Here is a 17259-nt window from a genome sequence, read left to right as displayed (position 1 = left end):
TTCCCTACAGGGCACAAACGGGAATCGAACATGCATAAAAAATATTGGTTCCCCCAGCAGGCGCAAGCGTCCCGCTTGTGCCGTTAAATTCTGATACCTGCCATTAATTTCAGAAGCTTGTTTTCCCGCCGGGGTCTTCGCCGGGGGGTAAGAAGCGAGGAGCGAGACCCAGGCGAATGCTAAAAATGACAAGATGTAAAATATATACCGTAAAAAATATGCTTCAGCGCAGGGGTCTCATAGCCCTTCACAGCGGCACTTTATGAAGACCCCGGCGCGACTCATTCTGTTGGCGAAGAAGGGTTCATGCAACTAATATAGGGAAAAACTATTGGCTGATGCTGATTACTCGCTGCTGACAACACCAGGCGGGGGCGGTGTAAAGAATAGAGAGCGGGAACACCAACAACGGCGGGAAAAAAAATGACACTTATGAAGAATACGCTGATTGTCAGAAATAAGCCCCCTGATCGAATTGATTTTTCGGAATGAGCCTTTATCTTTTTCTTCTTGTTTGTTTTAATTATTTATTCTCCTTGTGAAACCGGAGATCCATAGCGTTCGGGCGTATAGAATAATCCGTGTCTGATCTTAAATCGCTTTTTTCTAATACATAAGATACCCGGTAAAAACTTTTAATTGACGGGCATAAACTTCCTTACATTCAACCCCATTTCTTCCATCATTTTTATCCAGGTTCCTTCATCCACTCCCGCCGATGCGATCCAGTCTTCGTCATTTACGGATGCCCTGAAATCCAACAGGGGTACAGTATCCGGACCCGTCGGGTTTCGGAATTTCTTAGTCTCTCCATTTACAATTTGAAGAATGGTTTCTGCTACCACCTCAGGGTGCACATGTCTTTCATTGGAAGCCGAAAAAAAAGCCACGCATCGCTCCAGATTGGGATACAGGGATTCTTTAAGCTGACTTTTGCATTTGTCCTGAAGTGGGGTGTCAGTAACTCCCGGCTCCGCCACTGCCACGCGGATATCAAAAGGCAACACCTCCATCGCAAGGCATTCGCTGAAGGCCTCTACGGCGGCTTTAGATGCGGAATAGGAGGCATTATAATAATTAAAAAGTTTACCTCCTGCCGAAGAAATATTAATAATGCAGCCGCTCTTGTTTTGGCGCATGTGAGGCAGTACAGCTTTGGTACAACGCACCGTACCAATAAAGTTGGTGTCCATTTCGCTGATGAAATTTTCAATGGGTAACTCTTCCACCGGGCCCAACGCACCAATGCCGGCGTTGTTGATGAGCACGTCTATCTTGCCGGTATGGAAGAAGACCTGTGCAATGGCATTCTTTATTGAATTATCATCAGTTACATCTAATGGAAGAATAATAATAGGCAGACTTTTATTGTCAGCCAGGTCTTGTAATTCTTTATTTTGACCGGGATGCCGCATCGTGGCAAAGACAACGTGGTTATTTTTAGCTAACATGACGGCGGTAGCAAAACCAATCCCGGTACTACAGCCTGTAATGAGAATGTTTGACATGATGTTTGTATTTAAATTGTGCTGGATTGAATTTGAAAAGCCGTACCGCAGTATTACGAAAGCAGCTCGCCGATGGCACCCCATTTGCTGCCTTAACAGAACTGCATTGGACTTTAACAGGCCTGACGGAAAGCATAAACCTCAACCGGCTTCAGGGCATTGGGTTTCCGGGATTCCTGTGAACACTATTTCTGCAATTCAGCGTCAGCGCCGCCGTGGTCGCCTACCAATAACCATCTACCATCTTTTTTCAATAGTATATCAGTCCGGCAATCCAGGTGCAAAGTAGATTACAGAAGCAAAAAACCCTTGTAGTTTTAGTACAGAAAATGGGATTTTTCAGTCATTTCTGGTAGTTAAACAAAAAAGAGCTTGAAAAATATACATTGCTGAGACCTCACAGCTTCAGACGCTGCAGCCATTGTTCACATTCCAAAAATAATTGATCCGGTTGTTCTATCCGGAGAATGAAGAGTGAAGCCATTGACAGACGCAAAATGTTCGCCGATGGACAAACGATTTTCAGTTGTGTCATTTGCAGCGCTTTTGTTACCGGGATTTTGATTGCAACCAAGTATAGAAAGTATCAATAACATGAATACACAGACGATTAAAATTGTTTTTGATTTCATACTAAAAAAAGTTTACTACGGCGGTTTTATTTACTAACGTATCAGAAAATTCAACCTGTCATCTACCAGATATGTATCCTTGTACTATCCGGGCGATACATTTTGTCTCCGGGTTGCACATTGAAGGCTTTATAAAAGGGAGTGAAGTTCATCAACGGGCCCATTTTGCGCCAATAAACAGGTGAATGAGGATTGGTATTGATCAGGATCCGGGCCGTTTCATCTGCGATTTTTATTCTACCCGCCTGGACATACGACATGAAAAAACGTTGGTCGGGCGTATAGCCGCCAATCTTAGTGGTGTCCTGCCCCTGTCGGGTCATTTTAAAGGCATCGTAGGCAATGGCAAGTCCGCCGAAATCGGCCATATTTTCACCTGTTGTCAATTGGCCGTTGATGTGTACACTGTCCAATATGGTAAAACGGCTGTACAGGTCTTGTATTTGTTTCACCTTCACATCAAACCTGTCCCTGTCTTCTTTCGTCCACCAATTACGGATATTCCCTTCTTTGTCAAACCGGGCGCCCTGATCGTCGAATCCGTGGGTGATCTCATGACCAATCACTTCACCAATGCCACCATAGTTTACGGCATCGTCCGCATCTTTGTCAAAGAAGGGAAACTGCAAAAAAGCTGCCGGGAAGTTAATGTCGTTAGCCGTGAAATTGTAATAAGCATTGATAGTAGTGGGTGTCATTCTCCAAAGTGATTTATCAACCGGTTTGCCCAATTGAGAAAGGTTGAAGTCAAAATTATTTTGATCGCACGCAAGGGTATTTTCAAAATATTTCGATTTATCAATAGTTACCTCACTGTAATCGCGCCACTTACCGGGATAACCTATTTTTCTGCTGTATCCGTTTAGTTTTTCCAATGCGGTGGCTTTGGTGGAATCGCTCATCCAGTCTGATTTTTTTATGCGTTCGGTAAAGGCCTTGGTCAGATTATCTACTAATTCATTTATCCGCTGTTTGGCTTCGGGCGGAAAGTATCTCTGCACATACAGTTGCCCTAACGCTTCCCCCAATTTTTGGTCGGTAGCGATGGTCAATACCTCCCAGTGGGCTTTAGGCACTTTTTGTCCATTTATAACTTTCGTATATTCAAACTCTGCATCTTGAAAGGGGCGGCTCAGTATGTTTGCATAATGCTTCAGGGTATACGCTTTAAGATATAATTTCCAGTCGGCAAGAGGTACGGTGTGCAGGAGTGTGTTCAGTTTGGCATAATAAGCGGGCTGACGCATATTCACGGAATCAACATGGGCGCCAATAGTATTAAAAAATGAGCTCCATCCGATATTAGGTTGCTCTTTTTCTATCTGCGTTAATGCCATTTTATTGTAATTGGACTGCACATCCCGCAATTGAACCCGTGTTTTGTGGGATTGGGCTATTTCTTTTTCAATGGCATAGATCGTGGCGGCATTTTTGGCAGCCGTAGCAGCATTTGTACCGGTGAGCAGGAGCAAAGAGACAAGATAATTTTTGTAGACATCCTGTATGGCGGCGGTTATACTGTCTGATTTGAAATAGTAGTCTCTATTGGGTAAGCCGATCCCCCCCTGAAACAGGTTTGCTATGTTCATCGAACTGTTTTTCTGATCGGGAAGAACATGAAAGCTGAAAAGTGTTTCATTTCCGTTTTTTTCTTCTATGGCGGCAAACCTCAATAATGAAGCCACATTGGATACGGTGTCGATTTGCGCCAGTAGTGGTTTTACCGGATCGAAGCCACGTTTATTAATAATAAGGGTATCCATACCGGAAGCATAGAAGTCGCCTACTTTTTGTTCGATACTTCCTGGTTTGGCGTTGCTTTTTGAAGCGTCTTCCAAAAGAGACCTCACCTTTTTTCTTGTTGCAATACGAAGGCTATAAAAGGATCCGATTGCAGGCTGGTCTTCCGGAATTTTTGCGGTATCTAACCATTTGCCGTTGACAAACCGATAGAAATCATCTGCCGGCTTTACCGAGCTGTCAAAGAATTGGGTTTCTATGAAGTGCTCGCGGGAACTGATCGCTCCGGAATTATCGGTGTTGTTTTGGCAGGCCGTTATACCGAAGATTGCCAGACATATAGCAATAAAAGGGAGAAATTGCTTGGTCATCTTCTTTTTTAATATTAATATTTATTTTTTGATGAAGTCGGGAGGTTTTATTTTGATTCATCTGCCGTTAAATTTTCATTTGCCTCAAGGTTTTTTTTATTACTCAAGTATAAATGATCAGCGCCTCTTTCGAAGACTTCATTTTTGCCTCGCTGCCCATGCATCCATTTTTGTCTCCAATATCTTTAATGGCATGCTACCGCCACTCAGCAATTCACTATGAAATTTGATGATGTTGAACTTGTTGCCTAATTCTCTTTCACACTTATTGCGCATCGCTATTATCTTCAACCTTCCGGCCATATAAGAATGTGCCTGCCCCGGCAGGGCCATATAACGTTCAATCTCGGCCGTGGCTACCGGCTCTGCTATTGCTTCATGATCCATCATATATTGAATGGCTTCTTCCCGCGTCATGCCTTTGGCATGCATACCTGCGTCTGTTACCAGGCGGATCGCGCGGTGCATTTGCCAGGTCAGCGATGCCAGGTATTGATAAGGATCCCGGTAAACACCCAACTCTTTTCCCAGCGACTCGCAATAGAAGGCATACCCTTCGGTGTAAACGCCATATTTTTTAAAGCGACGGAATTCAGGCAGCAAGCTGTCTTCTGATTGTAAAGAAATTTGATAGTGATGACCGGGGATGGCTTCATGAACGAAGAAAGCATCCATCGGAGGCGCATTAAACTTTACAGCATCAGGAATGGGCACATAAAAGATACCCGGCCTGCTACCATCGGGGGCGCCGGGAAAATACTGGGGAACGCCTAAGCTTTTTTCACGAAACTTTTCTACCTGCCTTATTTCAAAAGGTGTTTTGGGCGAAACATCAAAAAGCTTCCCAACGTTAGCATCTACCGTCTTATGTATAGACTCAAACGAATCTAATACCTGCTGCGGCGTTTTGAATGGAAAGAATCTTTTATCTGTATTCATATAGTTGAACAGTAATTTCAAATCGCCTTTGAAACCAATGGCATCCTTTACACTATCCATCTGATGCGTAATAGCGGCTACCTGGTCAAGTCCGGTCTGATACAACTGATCCGGCGTTTCATCGGTAGTTGTCCAGTATTTTACAGCATAATCATACATTTCCTTGCCACCGGGCAGATCAGAAAGCCCCGATGTGACTCTTGCTTTGGGCAGGTATTCATTTTTTAGGAAGTCACCCAGTTTTTTATAGGTGGGTGCGATCACATTCACCACAATTTGTCTGTAATCATTGACTAACCTCTGACTGTCGGCTGCTGCAATATCTTTGGGCAGATGCGTTACCGGTTGGTAAAATAGGCTTTTCGTTGGGTCGCTGACTACCATACTCTCTATCTGAGGGATCATTTTTACAACCAGCGACTTCGGCAGCACCACACCGGCAACGATTCCCTGCCTGAAATTTCCAATGGCAGAATCAGCCCATATCTGAAACTTGTTCAACCTGCTCAGCCAGTTGTCATAATCCTTTGCTGTTTTAAAAGGGAAAATCGTATTGCCCAAAGGCAGAAATGCAGGCATTCCTCTAAACTGGGTAAAGGGAATCATCCATGTATTCAGTTTCAGTCCGTCCAACTGGCTGTTCATTTCATATACGAAAATGTCGTAGCTGATCTTGTTTTCATCCGTAAGCCTGCTGCGGTCAAAAGCTTCCGCCGAATCAAGATAGGATTGGTAAAATGCGGATAGCCTGTCGCGGAAAGATCGGGACTGGTCGTTTGGGAACTGGTCGTTGTACCGGTTATCCCCGATAAAAGTGGCTTCAAACGGAAAAAGCCTGAGATGCTCTTCCCAATAGTTGTTGAATAGGGTATTTATTTTTTTATTGACGGCAGAATCAACAGATGATGCAGCGCTTGTTGATCCGTTCTGGTTACAGGCAGCCGTGGAGAAGATAATCAACACGGCCGCAGAGAAGAATAAGATTGATTTTGATTTCATTATTATAAATTTTAAAATTCTTTTTGGGTTACCGGCTTTGATGATTTTATGCTATCTATCCGGTTTCCGCTGTACAGCCATTGTGTATACTCTGAGAAAACCGTTCGGGTTGCTCCGGCCAGGACAAATGCACCGAAATCTTTATCACTACTTCCCTGGAGTTGGGCTTCAACTGATGTGGTTGGGTTTTGTGACAAATAATGAAAAGTATAAATACATTGATGGTGAACCCCGGTAGTCTGTTTTAAGGCGTGGGGAGAAACGATCAAAAATTATTCTTTCAATATATACAACCAGATGCTGAATCAAATAAATCATAAGACTCATTACCAATAGAAAGATACATATAGAAAAAATAAGTTTTGTGGTGGGGCTTAGCGCTCTGAAAAAACGGTGGTGGCCGGGCATAACACCCTGATGACTGTTACCAGCGGAAGAAAACTCAGAACCGTTCAAAGGATTAATAGTTTGGTTTTCCATTCTTCTTAATTGTAAAAAATACAACCGCCAGCGCAGTAATTTTTAAATGTTTCATGCTGTTTCAGGTTTTAGGTAAAAAATGAATATGTTGGCGAATTTACTTGCCGGGGGATGAAAAGATAGGATTTTCCATGCAAAAACTGTGATTTTTTGTGCAGGTTTCAAAAATGCTCAAAAAATATTCTTAAGAAATTTTTATGATAATTTCTATTGTCTATATTTGCAACAATATTGCAATTTTTGACAGAAATAAGGAAATACCGTCAATGGGCTGCAGCCACCCTGCTTGTAGTGTACGCTTTTATTGCAACGCCCGTGCAGCTATGGCATCATCATTCTCCTGCCAAACAAACGGTTGCTTCTGAAAAAACCTTCGACAAAGGCCACCCATTCATTTCGTCATCCGGTATTTCTGCCGATGACTGCCAGGTTTGCGCTCATAAATATTCCACTTACACGAGTCATACCTGCATTCCGGAAATACCTGCCGTTGTTTTTTATAAAGACACCAGACCGGATTTTTGCTCCTCCATCATTCTCTCTCCTTCTTTTCATTTTTCCAATAAAAGTCCCCCGGTAAGAGCATAAATATTGTATCGGCTACAAACCGGTGTTTCAATCTTCGGATGTTCGTTGCCGTACTATAACCATTTATCTTTTACCAAAAACAGTAACCTGCATGCCTTGCAGACAGTACAGCTTACCAGGCAGTACAACGGAGCCACTGCGTTGAATCAGCTCAGTTTACAGGGCGTCAACAAAAAAACAGAAGAGCAGGAACGGATATAAAAACACAATATGGACCGGACGCTATTTTTAATGATCATAAAAAGCGTATTGGGAGCGATACTGTTTACCTGTACGCCGGGGTGGGTAAACGGACAGGTACACCAGCTTATCGTAACAGTTATTGACGACAACAGCAAGCCTCTTCCAGGTGCCGATGTATGGCTTGAAAGACAGGAGATGAAACCGGTTGCAGCCTCTAATGGTGTATATATTTTTAAAAGGCTGCCGGCGGGCTACTATCGCCTGCGTATTGCTATGGCAGGTCATAAGCCTTTCAGTAAAAAGATCACCATTACAGATCATGACATTTCGTTGCCGGTGATCCTGCATCCTGAGATACACGTTTTAAAGGAAGTGCTTATACAAAGCAGCGCCATCGGCCGGAGAAAAAAAGAAGAACAGCTGAACCTGGAAATAATAAAAAGCGATTTCATACAAAAAAACCTCGGAGGCAGCCTGATGCAAAGCCTGGAGCGATTACCCGGCATAAAAACGATCGGCATCGGCTCGGGGCAATCGAAACCGCTGATAAGAGGTTTGGGCTTTAACAGGGTGGTGGTAATTGACCGGGGCATAAAACATGAAGGCCAGCAATGGGGCGCTGATCACGGGCTGGAAATAGACCAGTTTGCCGCTGAAGAAGTAGAGATCGTAAAAGGCGCAGCTTCTTTCATCTACGGCTCTGATGCCATAGCAGGCGCTATCAATATAAAGCCGCCTGCAATACCCGCAGCCAACACATTCGGCGGGGAGATCAATCTTGCAGCCAAAACCAATAACGCCCTTTATGGCACTTCGTTAAACATTTACGGCAGAACCCAAAAATGGATGAGCGCCGGCCGGATAACCCTGCAGGATTACAGCGATTATCGCGTGCCGGCCGAACGGTTATATGTTTATGATTATCCCGTTGATCTCCATCGCCGCTACCTGCGCAATACGGCAGGAAAAGAATCCGGCTTACATTTCAGCACCGGTTATGTAAGCGACATTTTCAGATCCGTTTTCTATACCAGCCATACGTATAGCAAAAGCGGCTTTTTTGCCAACGCCCATGGGCTGGAGCCACGACGGGTGGATGCTGCCCTGCACGACCGCAGCTCCCGTGATATTGTAATGCCTTATCAGCAGGTAAACCATTTTAAATTCATTAACCGCAGCAGCCTCCGGCTGAACCGTCATGTTGTGGAGCTGGAAGCCGGCTACCAGAACAATTTCAGGCAGGAATATAATCGCTACGTAAACCACGGCTTTATGCCTGCTGTATACCCGGATAATATGCCAATACCTGCTAACCTGGAGCGGGCGTTCAACAAAAATGTTTATTCATTAAATGTAAACGACCGCCTGAAGTTCAACCTGCATGATCTCCGGTTTGGCATGAACGCTGAAATACAAAACAATACCATCAACGGCTGGAGCTTTCTTGTTCCGTCGTTTGATCAAAAAAGCATCGGCGCTTTCCTGTATGATAAAATATCCGTAAGCGACCGTATCCTCCTGCATGGCGCTATCAGGTACGATCATAGCCATATCCGTATTCATCGTTATGCAGACTGGTTTCCCTCGCCGCTTGAAGTGGATGGAGAGATAACCCCGGTTCATATAATAAGGTCCAACAACATACAAAGAAACTTTAACAGCTTTACCGCGTCTGCCGGCATCAATTACAACCTGGAACATATTGAGATCAAAGCCAGTGCAGGAAAAAGTTACCGGGTGCCTATTGCCAAAGAATTAGGAGCTAACGGGGTAAACTATCACTACTTCAGCTACGAACGTGGCAATGCCGCGCTGAAACCGGAGGAATCGTACCAGCTGGATGCAACAGCCGTTTTAAAGAAAAATAAATGGCGTATCCAGCTAAGCCCCTTCTTTAATTATTTTCCCAATTACATCTATTTAAACCCAACCGCGGAGCACGACTACCTGTATGGTGCAGGCAACCAGGTGTTTGAATATACACAAAGCCGGGTTGTAAGGTATGGCGGCGAGCTGCAGGTAAAATACCAGGCCTGGGAAATTGTAAGCGCCGAAGTGCTGGGAGAATACCTTTATGCAGAACAGTTGTCGGGGAATAAAAAAGGCTATACGCTTCCCTTTTCACCGCCGCCCTCCCTGTTGCTGAATCTCACCTATGAGCCGGTGCATACAGGTCCTTTCCACCGCACTTATTTTTCTATTGACTATAGAATAACGGCTCCCCAGAACAATATTGTTCCTCCTGAAAAAAAAACAGGCGGCTATGGCGTAATGCATGTGCAGGCCGGCAGCAGGTTCAATATACAAAAGCAGCAGGTGCAACTGAGCCTGCAACTGCAAAATGTTTTCAATACAAGGTATATGGATCACACCAGCTTTTACCGGCTCATTGGCTTACCGGAGCAGGGAAGAAACCTGGTGCTGTTCATAAAGATCCCTTTCAGTTTTTTAAAAAATAAACAAGCAATATGAAACAAAAAGTAAAAATGATCATCACGGCTATAGGGGTTATTATATTCATAGCAGGCTGCTCTAAAAACAAAGATGCTACCGATAAGGAATACCCTACTATTGATCTTACAACTGCGGCCGCTTTTCCCCGGCAATGCAGCGAGCTCGCACGCGGACAGGTATTTACTGCCAAAATACCCGTGGCAGATAATGTTGAACTCGGATCGGTGAGCATTGACATCCATCACAATTTTGATCATCACAGCCACAGCACGGAAGTAGAGGAGTGCGATATGGACGCTGTTAAAACGCCGTCAAACCCATTCTTACTGGTAAAAAGCATTTCCATACCTGCCGGCAATCAAAGCTATACGGTATCGGAGGCAATAGATATCCCCGGGGATGCAGATCCCGGCGATTATCATTTTATGATACGCGTTACGGATAAAGAAGGCTGGCAAACCATTAAAGGCTTAAGTATAAAAATAAAGTAAATGAACAGGGCAACTATTCATCAATATACATTTTCGAATAATTAAATTAAAAATCTACCGTTATGGCCACAAAACAAATTTTCAGCAAATTAAGCGTCGGTTTATTTTTTCTGTTTTTAGCCTTCAGTGCATGTAAGAAAGATAAGGACGTAATTGCCAAACCCACTATTACGGATCTGGAAATCGGATCCGGCAACAGCAAAACGGCTTATCCCGACGCAGACGTGCATATCGAGGCATCTGTTCTTGCTCCCGGCAGCATTGCCAACATTAAAGTGGAAATCCATCCTGAAGGCGGATCGGGCTGGACCTTTACCCAGATTTATACAGAAGGATATGAAGGTTTAAAAAACGCAGACCTGCATGAGCATATTGATATCCCGGAAGACGCCGCCACGGGTGAGTACCATGTTCACATCACCATTACAGATAAAGCGGGCAATGTTGCAGAAGCAGAGTCGGCATTGAACATTATTGTAGATCCCTCTTTACCGGCTATTACCGGCTTTGAAGTGGCGTACGATAGTGAAGATGCAGATCTTCATGTAGAGGGGGATATCATCGCACCGAATAAAATAGCCGAAATTTCTTTGGAGATACATGGCGGCAGCTTTGAGAAAGAATATGAAATAACCGGTGATTATGTTGGCAAGACCACATTTCATTTACACAAACATTTTTCTTTAAGCGATGTGCCGTCTGGTCATTACCATGTACACCTGTTGGTAAAAGACCAGGCCGGAAAGGAAAGAGAGTTTGAGGAGCACTTTGATAAATAATGTGTGAGTAAAAACTGTATGATGCAACGGAGTTCCTTTTTTAAAGCAGGGCGGAAGTAAAAAATAACGTCATGTTACAAACCAAGGAACTTCGTTTTGCCTGTTCACCTGTTGTGTCGTTTAATTTTCCTGATATTCATTGTGCCGCCGGTGAAACACTGCTGATTACGAGCGCCTCCGGTAAAGGAAGACAACGCTCCTGCATTTGCTGGCCGGCATTCTTACACCATCGCATGATAATGAAATCGGCCATCCGTAATGTTATAAAACCATTGTTCCTTTTACAGTTTTTATTATGTAACCGCAACTAAAATAATTTCAACTGGCTCCCGGTAGCTTTATGGTTCTCCTTCTGTGGCAGCTCAAAATTGGAAATACCCACTCCCAGAAGACGTACCCTTTTTTCTTCAACCGGCGCTTTATCTAAAATCATTTTTATTATTTTAAAAATTTCCTGCTTATCATTGACCAATTCCGTTAATGAATGACTACGGGTCATTATAGTAAAGTCGCTGAATTTGAATTTTATGGTGATGGTCCTCCCCTTTAATCCGAAGCTATGCAATCTTTCCGCAAGGTTTTCGGTAAGGATCTCCAATTCAGTCAACATGGATGCCTTGGTAGTGAGATCTTCCTGGTAAGTATCTTCAACGCTTACGGATTTTGTTTCCCTGTGGGGCTGCACTTCGCGGTTATCAATGCCGCGCACAACCTGGTAATAAAACTTTCCCGGCTTACCGAAATGAGATACGATCTCTGTTTCAGACAGTTTTTTCAGGTCGGCGCCGGTATGCAGTCCCATCGCTTTCATTTTAGCGGCCGTTACTTTGCCTACCCCGAAAAACTTTTCTACCGGTAGCTTTTCCATAAACGCTCCGATCGCCGAAGGTCCTATAAACGTTAAACCATCCGGCTTATCCATATCGGAAGCGATCTTTGCCACAAACTTATTGATGGAAACACCTGCGGAAGCCGTAAGTTGTAATTCATCGCGGATCGCCTGTTTGATCAACCCGGCAATATCCATTGCAGAACCAATTCCCTGCTTGTCTTCCGTTACATCCAGATAAGCTTCATCTAAAGAAAGCGGCTCTACCATATCCGTATAACGGTGCAATATTTCATGAATTTGTGCGGATACCGCTTTATAAGCATCAAAACGCGGATAAATAAAAATGACATCAGGACAAAGACGTAGTGCGGTTTTGGATGACATGGCAGAACGGATCCCGAATTTTCTTGCTTCATAGCTGGCAGTAGCCACTACCCCACCGCGCCCTTCGGGCGGGCCTCCAACAATAACGGGCTTGCCCCTGTATTCCGGGAAATCGCGCTGCTCTACCGAAGCATAAAAAGCGTCCATATCAATATGTATGATCTTCCGGTATTTATCTTCGGGTATCATTCATTAAACTGTTGTTTATTGCAATGGCGTATATCCTGCATCAACCCAGTGCCGAAGTAATTTATGGATATTTCTACTTTCATGAATGCATTCAACAAATAAAGTACGTGTTTTTCCATCGTTGTTGATCTTCATGCTGCAGGCAGTGAGCCAGGGGGTGCATCCCAAACTGTCGCTGGCTGGTGGGGACACCAGCCAGGGCGGCCCGCCGTGGGCAGTGCCTGCCTGACCGGTAGGCAGGTCTCCACTGCCCACATGAAGCAAAGCAATGCGACAATTTGGAATACACCCGAGCCAGGTGTCACCAACAATAACAGCAGGAATATGATTATCTTCAGGTAGCAGTGGCAGCCTGCTGTATATAGCAGCCTTGAGGAAAGCTTATGTGACTAACACAAAAAGGTATCAGCTGATGCCGGTTGTCCCCTAATGACAACACTAGGCGGGGGCAAAATATAGTAGTGCATCAGAATTATTATACACAAGACAAGAAAGGACTGTTAGAAATATGGTCGTCTATTGATAAAAATTTAGTAACAGCAGGACAGGTCTGGCTAACCACAAAACAATGCTACCAAACCTGCGCCGGTACGTACAACTTTTATGCAGATGCTGATACGATTTGAGGTATCCGGAAGGACTATCCAATAAATTGCACGGCTGCCAGCTCCCTGCCCACCTGCTGCACCCCTTTTAAAATTCGACGTGTTTGTACGGGAGATGGTTTTTTGTTCCCTTTGATGTATTGTGCCAAAAGACTCTGATTCATTCCTATTCGTTCAGAAAGTGCTTTTACATTAATCACTTTATAAAATTCAAAAAATTGGGGTAAATCCAATGTGGTTTTCAGATCATCTGTAGTTATGGATTTCCCTTTAGCTTTAAAGTACAGGTTCAATGCGTCAACAATATTTTTCTTTAGTTCTTCTAACGAGCTACCCACGGTATAAACAGGATATTTAGCCGCATAGGCAGAATAACCGGTTTTTGTTCGTTCTACAATCATTTCAATTTTCATAATGTTTTTTTATTTGATGCCTGCATCTTTTTTAATCTTCTTTTCCAGCCCCTTGCCTACTTCATGGCTGCCATGAGCAGGACAAACAATTTGCCCTTTTTTAATCGGGTGTTCCATGATCATGTGGCTGCCCGATTGCCTTATTATAAACCATCCATCTTTTTTAAGCAGTCATATCAGTTCGCTGGGTTTCATGATTTATACCAAGCTCAAAGGTAATAAATTTATTACTTATATTGCACAGAGAATTATTCGCTGTTGCTGGTGTTCCTGCTGCAGGCAGTGAGCCAGGTGCACCAACAATAAAAGTAGGAATATATGATTATCTTCAGGTAACAGCGGCAGCCTTTTGCATAGCAGCACTGCAGCCGATAAAACCGACTCATTTACTCTCCAGGCTTTTCATAAAAGCAATGATATCCGCCTTTTCTGTTTCAGTAAGTTGCAGGTTTTGTTCAGGAAGTGTTTGATTGGGAAGATGGATTCCCAAACCTGCAGCACCCCCGTCATTATAAAACTCCATTACCTGCTCTAAAGTTTCATATACACCGTTGTGCATATAAGGAGCTGTTTTATTGATGTTACGGATGGTGGGGATCCTGAAAGCATGTTTATAGGAATCAATCCCGATCACATCATAATAACCCCGGTCGGGATCCAGCGTGGAATCTGCCAGCGATGCGGGAACACCCAGTACTTCCGTTTCGCCCGCAATATACTTGGGTGGCTTAACACCATTAAACAGCGGTATAAAATGGCAGGTGGCGCATTTTGCTTTACCCATAAATAAATTGAATCCGTTCAGCTCTTGTGCCGACAGGGCCTGTTCATTACCCTGCATGTACGCGTCAAACCTGCTGTTGAGCTTTGTGAGGCTGCGGATATAAGAAGCAAGTGCATTGGCAACCTCATCCGCGCTGATCTCATTTTTTTTGGGGGATGCAGGAAAGGCTCCGGCGAATAAAGATCGGTAGCCCTTGTTTGCAGAAACATACTGTATGATCGCATCCATTGAGCCATCCATCTCCATTTTGCTGCTGATCACATCACGCACCTGGTCTTCCAGCGTTAATGCCCGCATATCATAGAAATAATTAGATTGCAAAGCAGCATTGAGCAATGTCGGCACATTTCTTTTCAACCGTTTTGCAGGGTCGTGAATATCCGCATGTTGAGCCAGCCCGTCGGTAAACGCCAGCTCGGGGCGATGGCAGGAAGCACAGCTTCTTGTGCCGGTACCCGATAGTGATGCATCATAAAAAAGTTTTTCGCCCAATGCTGCTTTGTCAGCTGTAATATGAAATGCAGGGCCGGGGGAAAAAGCATCAACATTGAATGCGCCCGCGTCAAACAATGTACCTGCTTCCTGCTTCAGCATCCGGTTGTACCTGATCTCAGGGCCCGGTAAGCTTCGTTCCAGTTGTGCTATCCCGGCACTGATCTTATTGGCAAAACGGGTTATGAATGCCGCCCTGTTGAAGGAATCAAAATCGGGATGATGCCGCAGGTATGCAATGGCGCTGTCTATATCCTGCAACAGAGCCGTTTTGTTCTTTCTGCTTGTATAGTGAGAGAGCATGGTACGCAGACTTTTTAAAGCTGCGGCCGATTCTTCCGTACTGTTCAGCGAAAGCCCATTGTCGAACCCGGTAATACCCAGGGCAATTATCCTGAACACTTCTAACTTGGCAGCATCCAAAATCCGCCAGCCGGCAAGCTCATGACCGGCAAAATAAGCAACAAGGTATTCTGTATTGGTTATTAAATATTGCACTTCGGCGATCAGCTCTTTTTTACCGGCGGTGTCATACTCCGGGTAGATCAATTCTTCTATGACCTGCAGACCCACCGGATCAATGGCCCGGGCCAAAGAAGGATCTAACAGATCAGCATTCTCAATTTCCTGTACAGGCACTCCATTTAATCTTTCGGTAAGATCGGCAGCAAAATACATTGCCGCCCACTCAAATGTTTTGAACAGCAACCTTGATCTTAAAAAGGTTTGGCGAACCATCAGTGTATCCACTTTCTCCCTGCTAACCTCTAAAAGAAAAGAATCTTTTACATAATCGCGGAAGGACAGGATCTGGCTGAAAACCTTTTGCTGAATTTTCCGTTCACGTCGTCCGGGTTGGGTTTGCCCGGAATGATCTGTATAAAAAGGGGTAAAGCTTGCAATAAACAACCCCGCAAACAGAATGACCGCTATTCCCGTCTTCTTACGCATAACATATCCGCGCTGGTCAACAGCAATTATTTAAATGTCAGGGCATTCCTGAACGGGTTGGCATTTTTGTCCCGTTCGGCCAATGGTGCTATGCCCCATCTGTGCTCTATAAACGAAAGAATGCTCACTGTTTCATATTGGGTGTGATCTACATTACCCTTTTTAGCAAACGGCCCGATAATGATTGCAGGGATACGGCTTCCCGGTCCCCACCTGTCAATGACCGGTGGCGGCACATGATCAAAAAAGCCGCCAAACTCATCATAGGTAAGAATAACCAGTGCATCCTTTGCATTGGGCCCATCCAACACGGCATTGATGAGTTTTACAGCCAGTTGCTCCGATGAATATACATCCGAACCGCCGGGATGTTCGTCATTTCCTCCACCGGGCTTCACAAAAGAAATGGCGGGCAGCGCGCCTTCCTGCGCAGCTTTAATAAAATCGTTCTGGTCTTTCATGTGTTCCCGTCCTGCTGTACCTTCTTCATAGTTGGCAAAATACAGGAAGGGCTCATGATTATAGGCAAAATTATTCTTCCTTCCTGCCACTGCATCGTCCCACCCTTCCGAATACCATGCCCAGGATATCCCTTTTTCACTCAGCCGGTCGCCGATGGTCGGCATGGTTTGCGAGGGTAACAATTCGGAGGTATCGGATTTTGGCGGGTAAGGCCTGTTCCGGGAATGAATATGGTTGACCACATAGCCATCGGGTGTAACGGTGCCATCTTTTATCATCCTGCCCTTATCATCTAATTTTGCGATCATTGATCCCGGGGCATCGGGCCAAACCGGCACGGCGGCAGAAATTAAATAAACGTGGTTAAAATAGGAACCGCCAAAAACGCTCTGGAAGAAATTGTCGCACAAGGTATATTTTTTGGCTATCGGGTACAATGGCAGCTTTTTGGTGCTGTAATAGCCCATTGCCAGTCCTTTGGTACTGTTATACGCCGCGAACTGATCCATCTTCCCCCCGTTGATCTGTAACTTATTGTGAAAAAAACGGTGTGTAACATCAGGCGTTTTTTTATCGGACGGAACATATTGGTCTATGTTAAAAAGCCTATTGGGCAAATTGGTTGGGAAAGCATTGTTCCTGGGGATCTCAGGGAGATATGTATAAGGTTTCCCTTCCTCATCAACCTGAATAAAATTTCCTTTTTGAGCGTTTTTAATACCGTTCGCTCCTTTGAATTCACCATACAGGTTATCAAAACTATGATTTTCCATATATACTACTACCAGGTGATTGATCTGCCGGATACCCTCATCGAATGATACTTCCTGCCGTTGTGCTTTTTTACCCGTTCCACAACTGCTGATAACTGAAATAAAAAGAAAGATAAAAAATAGTCGCTGTACAGTCATTCCGTATTTTTTGAAGATTCAAAATTATATAAGACGTATACTCCTGATTACAGGATCTGCCAAAATTAGGTC

Annotated in this window: 14 protein-coding genes; 5 read left to right on the top strand and 9 right to left on the bottom strand. The window is 44.3% G+C overall.

Features of this window, described 5'->3' with window-relative positions; translation table 11 throughout:
• Positions 1–635 precede the first annotated feature (635 nt).
• The 3 genes from PLH26_RS05370 to PLH26_RS05360 all read right to left on the bottom strand — a co-directional run bounded on the left by PLH26_RS05370 (position 636) and on the right by PLH26_RS05360 (position 6189).
• Positions 636–1508, bottom strand: a complete 873-nt coding sequence (locus PLH26_RS05370) for an SDR family oxidoreductase (protein WP_324584967.1) — start codon at positions 1506–1508, stop codon at positions 636–638.
• A gap of 694 nt (positions 1509–2202) precedes the next feature.
• Positions 2203–4251: a M13 family metallopeptidase gene (locus tag PLH26_RS05365; RefSeq protein ID WP_324584966.1), complete on the bottom strand. Its 2049-nt coding sequence runs from the start codon at positions 4249–4251 to the stop codon at positions 2203–2205.
• Positions 4252–4389: 138 nt separating this feature from the next.
• A complete protein-coding gene (locus PLH26_RS05360; RefSeq protein ID WP_324584965.1) occupies positions 4390–6189 on the bottom strand; it encodes a DUF885 domain-containing protein in 1800 nt (599 codons plus the stop codon).
• 720 nt (positions 6190–6909) lie between these two features.
• Between PLH26_RS05360 and PLH26_RS05355 the strand changes: the two genes are divergently transcribed.
• The 5 genes from PLH26_RS05355 to PLH26_RS05335 all read left to right on the top strand — a co-directional run bounded on the left by PLH26_RS05355 (position 6910) and on the right by PLH26_RS05335 (position 11475).
• The gene (locus PLH26_RS05355; RefSeq protein WP_324584964.1) at positions 6910–7257 is read left to right on the top strand and encodes a hypothetical protein; all 348 of its coding nucleotides are present in this window, start codon (positions 6910–6912) and stop codon (positions 7255–7257) included.
• A gap of 210 nt (positions 7258–7467) precedes the next feature.
• The gene (locus PLH26_RS05350; protein WP_324584963.1) at positions 7468–9912 is read left to right on the top strand and encodes a TonB-dependent receptor; all 2445 of its coding nucleotides are present in this window, start codon (positions 7468–7470) and stop codon (positions 9910–9912) included.
• Positions 9909–10385: a DUF4625 domain-containing protein gene (locus PLH26_RS05345; RefSeq protein ID WP_324584962.1), complete on the top strand. Its 477-nt coding sequence runs from the start codon at positions 9909–9911 to the stop codon at positions 10383–10385. Before PLH26_RS05350 ends, PLH26_RS05345 begins: the two co-directional genes overlap by 4 nt.
• A gap of 62 nt (positions 10386–10447) precedes the next feature.
• Positions 10448–11164 carry a DUF4625 domain-containing protein gene (locus PLH26_RS05340; RefSeq protein ID WP_324584961.1) on the top strand — a complete coding sequence of 239 codons (717 nt, stop codon included), beginning with the start codon at positions 10448–10450 and terminating at the stop codon, positions 11162–11164.
• A gap of 71 nt (positions 11165–11235) precedes the next feature.
• The gene (locus tag PLH26_RS05335) at positions 11236–11475 is read left to right on the top strand and encodes a hypothetical protein (RefSeq protein ID WP_324584960.1); all 240 of its coding nucleotides are present in this window, start codon (positions 11236–11238) and stop codon (positions 11473–11475) included.
• On the opposite strand, the gene dinB is transcribed toward PLH26_RS05335, so the two are convergent.
• The 6 genes from dinB to PLH26_RS05305 all read right to left on the bottom strand — a co-directional run bounded on the left by dinB (position 11472) and on the right by PLH26_RS05305 (position 17187).
• Complete coding sequence (gene dinB, locus PLH26_RS05330) at positions 11472–12569, bottom strand: DNA polymerase IV (protein WP_324584959.1); 1098 nt, start codon at positions 12567–12569, stop codon at positions 11472–11474. The two genes, PLH26_RS05335 and dinB, sit on opposite strands and share 4 nt — an antisense overlap.
• A gap of 15 nt (positions 12570–12584) precedes the next feature.
• Positions 12585–12833 carry a hypothetical protein gene (locus PLH26_RS05325; RefSeq protein ID WP_324584958.1) on the bottom strand — a complete coding sequence of 83 codons (249 nt, stop codon included), beginning with the start codon at positions 12831–12833 and terminating at the stop codon, positions 12585–12587.
• Between the two features lie 376 nt (positions 12834–13209).
• Positions 13210–13587 (bottom strand): type II toxin-antitoxin system HicB family antitoxin, encoded by a 378-nt coding sequence (locus PLH26_RS05320; protein WP_324584957.1) that lies wholly within the window; start codon positions 13585–13587, stop codon positions 13210–13212.
• A 9-nt stretch (positions 13588–13596) separates the two neighbouring features.
• A complete protein-coding gene (locus PLH26_RS05315; protein ID WP_324584968.1) occupies positions 13597–13758 on the bottom strand; it encodes a type II toxin-antitoxin system HicA family toxin in 162 nt (53 codons plus the stop codon).
• Between the two features lie 211 nt (positions 13759–13969).
• Positions 13970–15814: a cytochrome-c peroxidase gene (locus PLH26_RS05310; RefSeq protein ID WP_324584956.1), complete on the bottom strand. Its 1845-nt coding sequence runs from the start codon at positions 15812–15814 to the stop codon at positions 13970–13972.
• 26 nt (positions 15815–15840) lie between these two features.
• On the bottom strand, positions 15841–17187 hold the full coding sequence (locus PLH26_RS05305) for an alkaline phosphatase family protein (RefSeq protein ID WP_324584955.1): 1347 nt from the start codon (positions 17185–17187) through the stop codon (positions 15841–15843).
• Between the last annotated feature and the right edge of the window lie 72 nt (positions 17188–17259).

Origin of the sequence: Agriterribacter sp. (assembly GCF_035444585.1) — a bacterium.
In the GTDB taxonomy this organism is placed as follows: Bacteria; Bacteroidota; Bacteroidia; order Chitinophagales; family Chitinophagaceae; genus Agriterribacter.
This window is presented reverse-complemented; position numbering and strand designations above follow the sequence as displayed.

Bases quoted from the DNA above. Each gene is read 5' to 3' on its own strand.
- PLH26_RS05370 (WP_324584967.1), bottom strand. From the start codon at position 1,508: ATGTCAAACATTCTCATTACAGGCTGTAGTACCGGGATTGGTTTTGCT.
- PLH26_RS05365 (WP_324584966.1), bottom strand. From the start codon at position 4,251: ATGACCAAGCAATTTCTCCCTTTTATTGCTATATGTCTGGCAATCTTC.
- PLH26_RS05360 (WP_324584965.1), bottom strand. From the start codon at position 6,189: ATGAAATCAAAATCAATCTTATTCTTCTCTGCGGCCGTGTTGATTATC.
- PLH26_RS05350 (WP_324584963.1), top strand. From the start codon at position 7,468: ATGGACCGGACGCTATTTTTAATGATCATAAAAAGCGTATTGGGAGCG.
- PLH26_RS05345 (WP_324584962.1), top strand. From the start codon at position 9,909: ATGAAACAAAAAGTAAAAATGATCATCACGGCTATAGGGGTTATTATA.
- PLH26_RS05340 (WP_324584961.1), top strand. From the start codon at position 10,448: ATGGCCACAAAACAAATTTTCAGCAAATTAAGCGTCGGTTTATTTTTT.
- PLH26_RS05335 (WP_324584960.1), top strand. From the start codon at position 11,236: ATGTTACAAACCAAGGAACTTCGTTTTGCCTGTTCACCTGTTGTGTCG.
- dinB (WP_324584959.1), bottom strand. From the start codon at position 12,569: ATGATACCCGAAGATAAATACCGGAAGATCATACATATTGATATGGAC.
- PLH26_RS05320 (WP_324584957.1), bottom strand. From the start codon at position 13,587: ATGAAAATTGAAATGATTGTAGAACGAACAAAAACCGGTTATTCTGCC.
- PLH26_RS05310 (WP_324584956.1), bottom strand. From the start codon at position 15,814: ATGCGTAAGAAGACGGGAATAGCGGTCATTCTGTTTGCGGGGTTGTTT.
- PLH26_RS05305 (WP_324584955.1), bottom strand. From the start codon at position 17,187: ATGACTGTACAGCGACTATTTTTTATCTTTCTTTTTATTTCAGTTATC.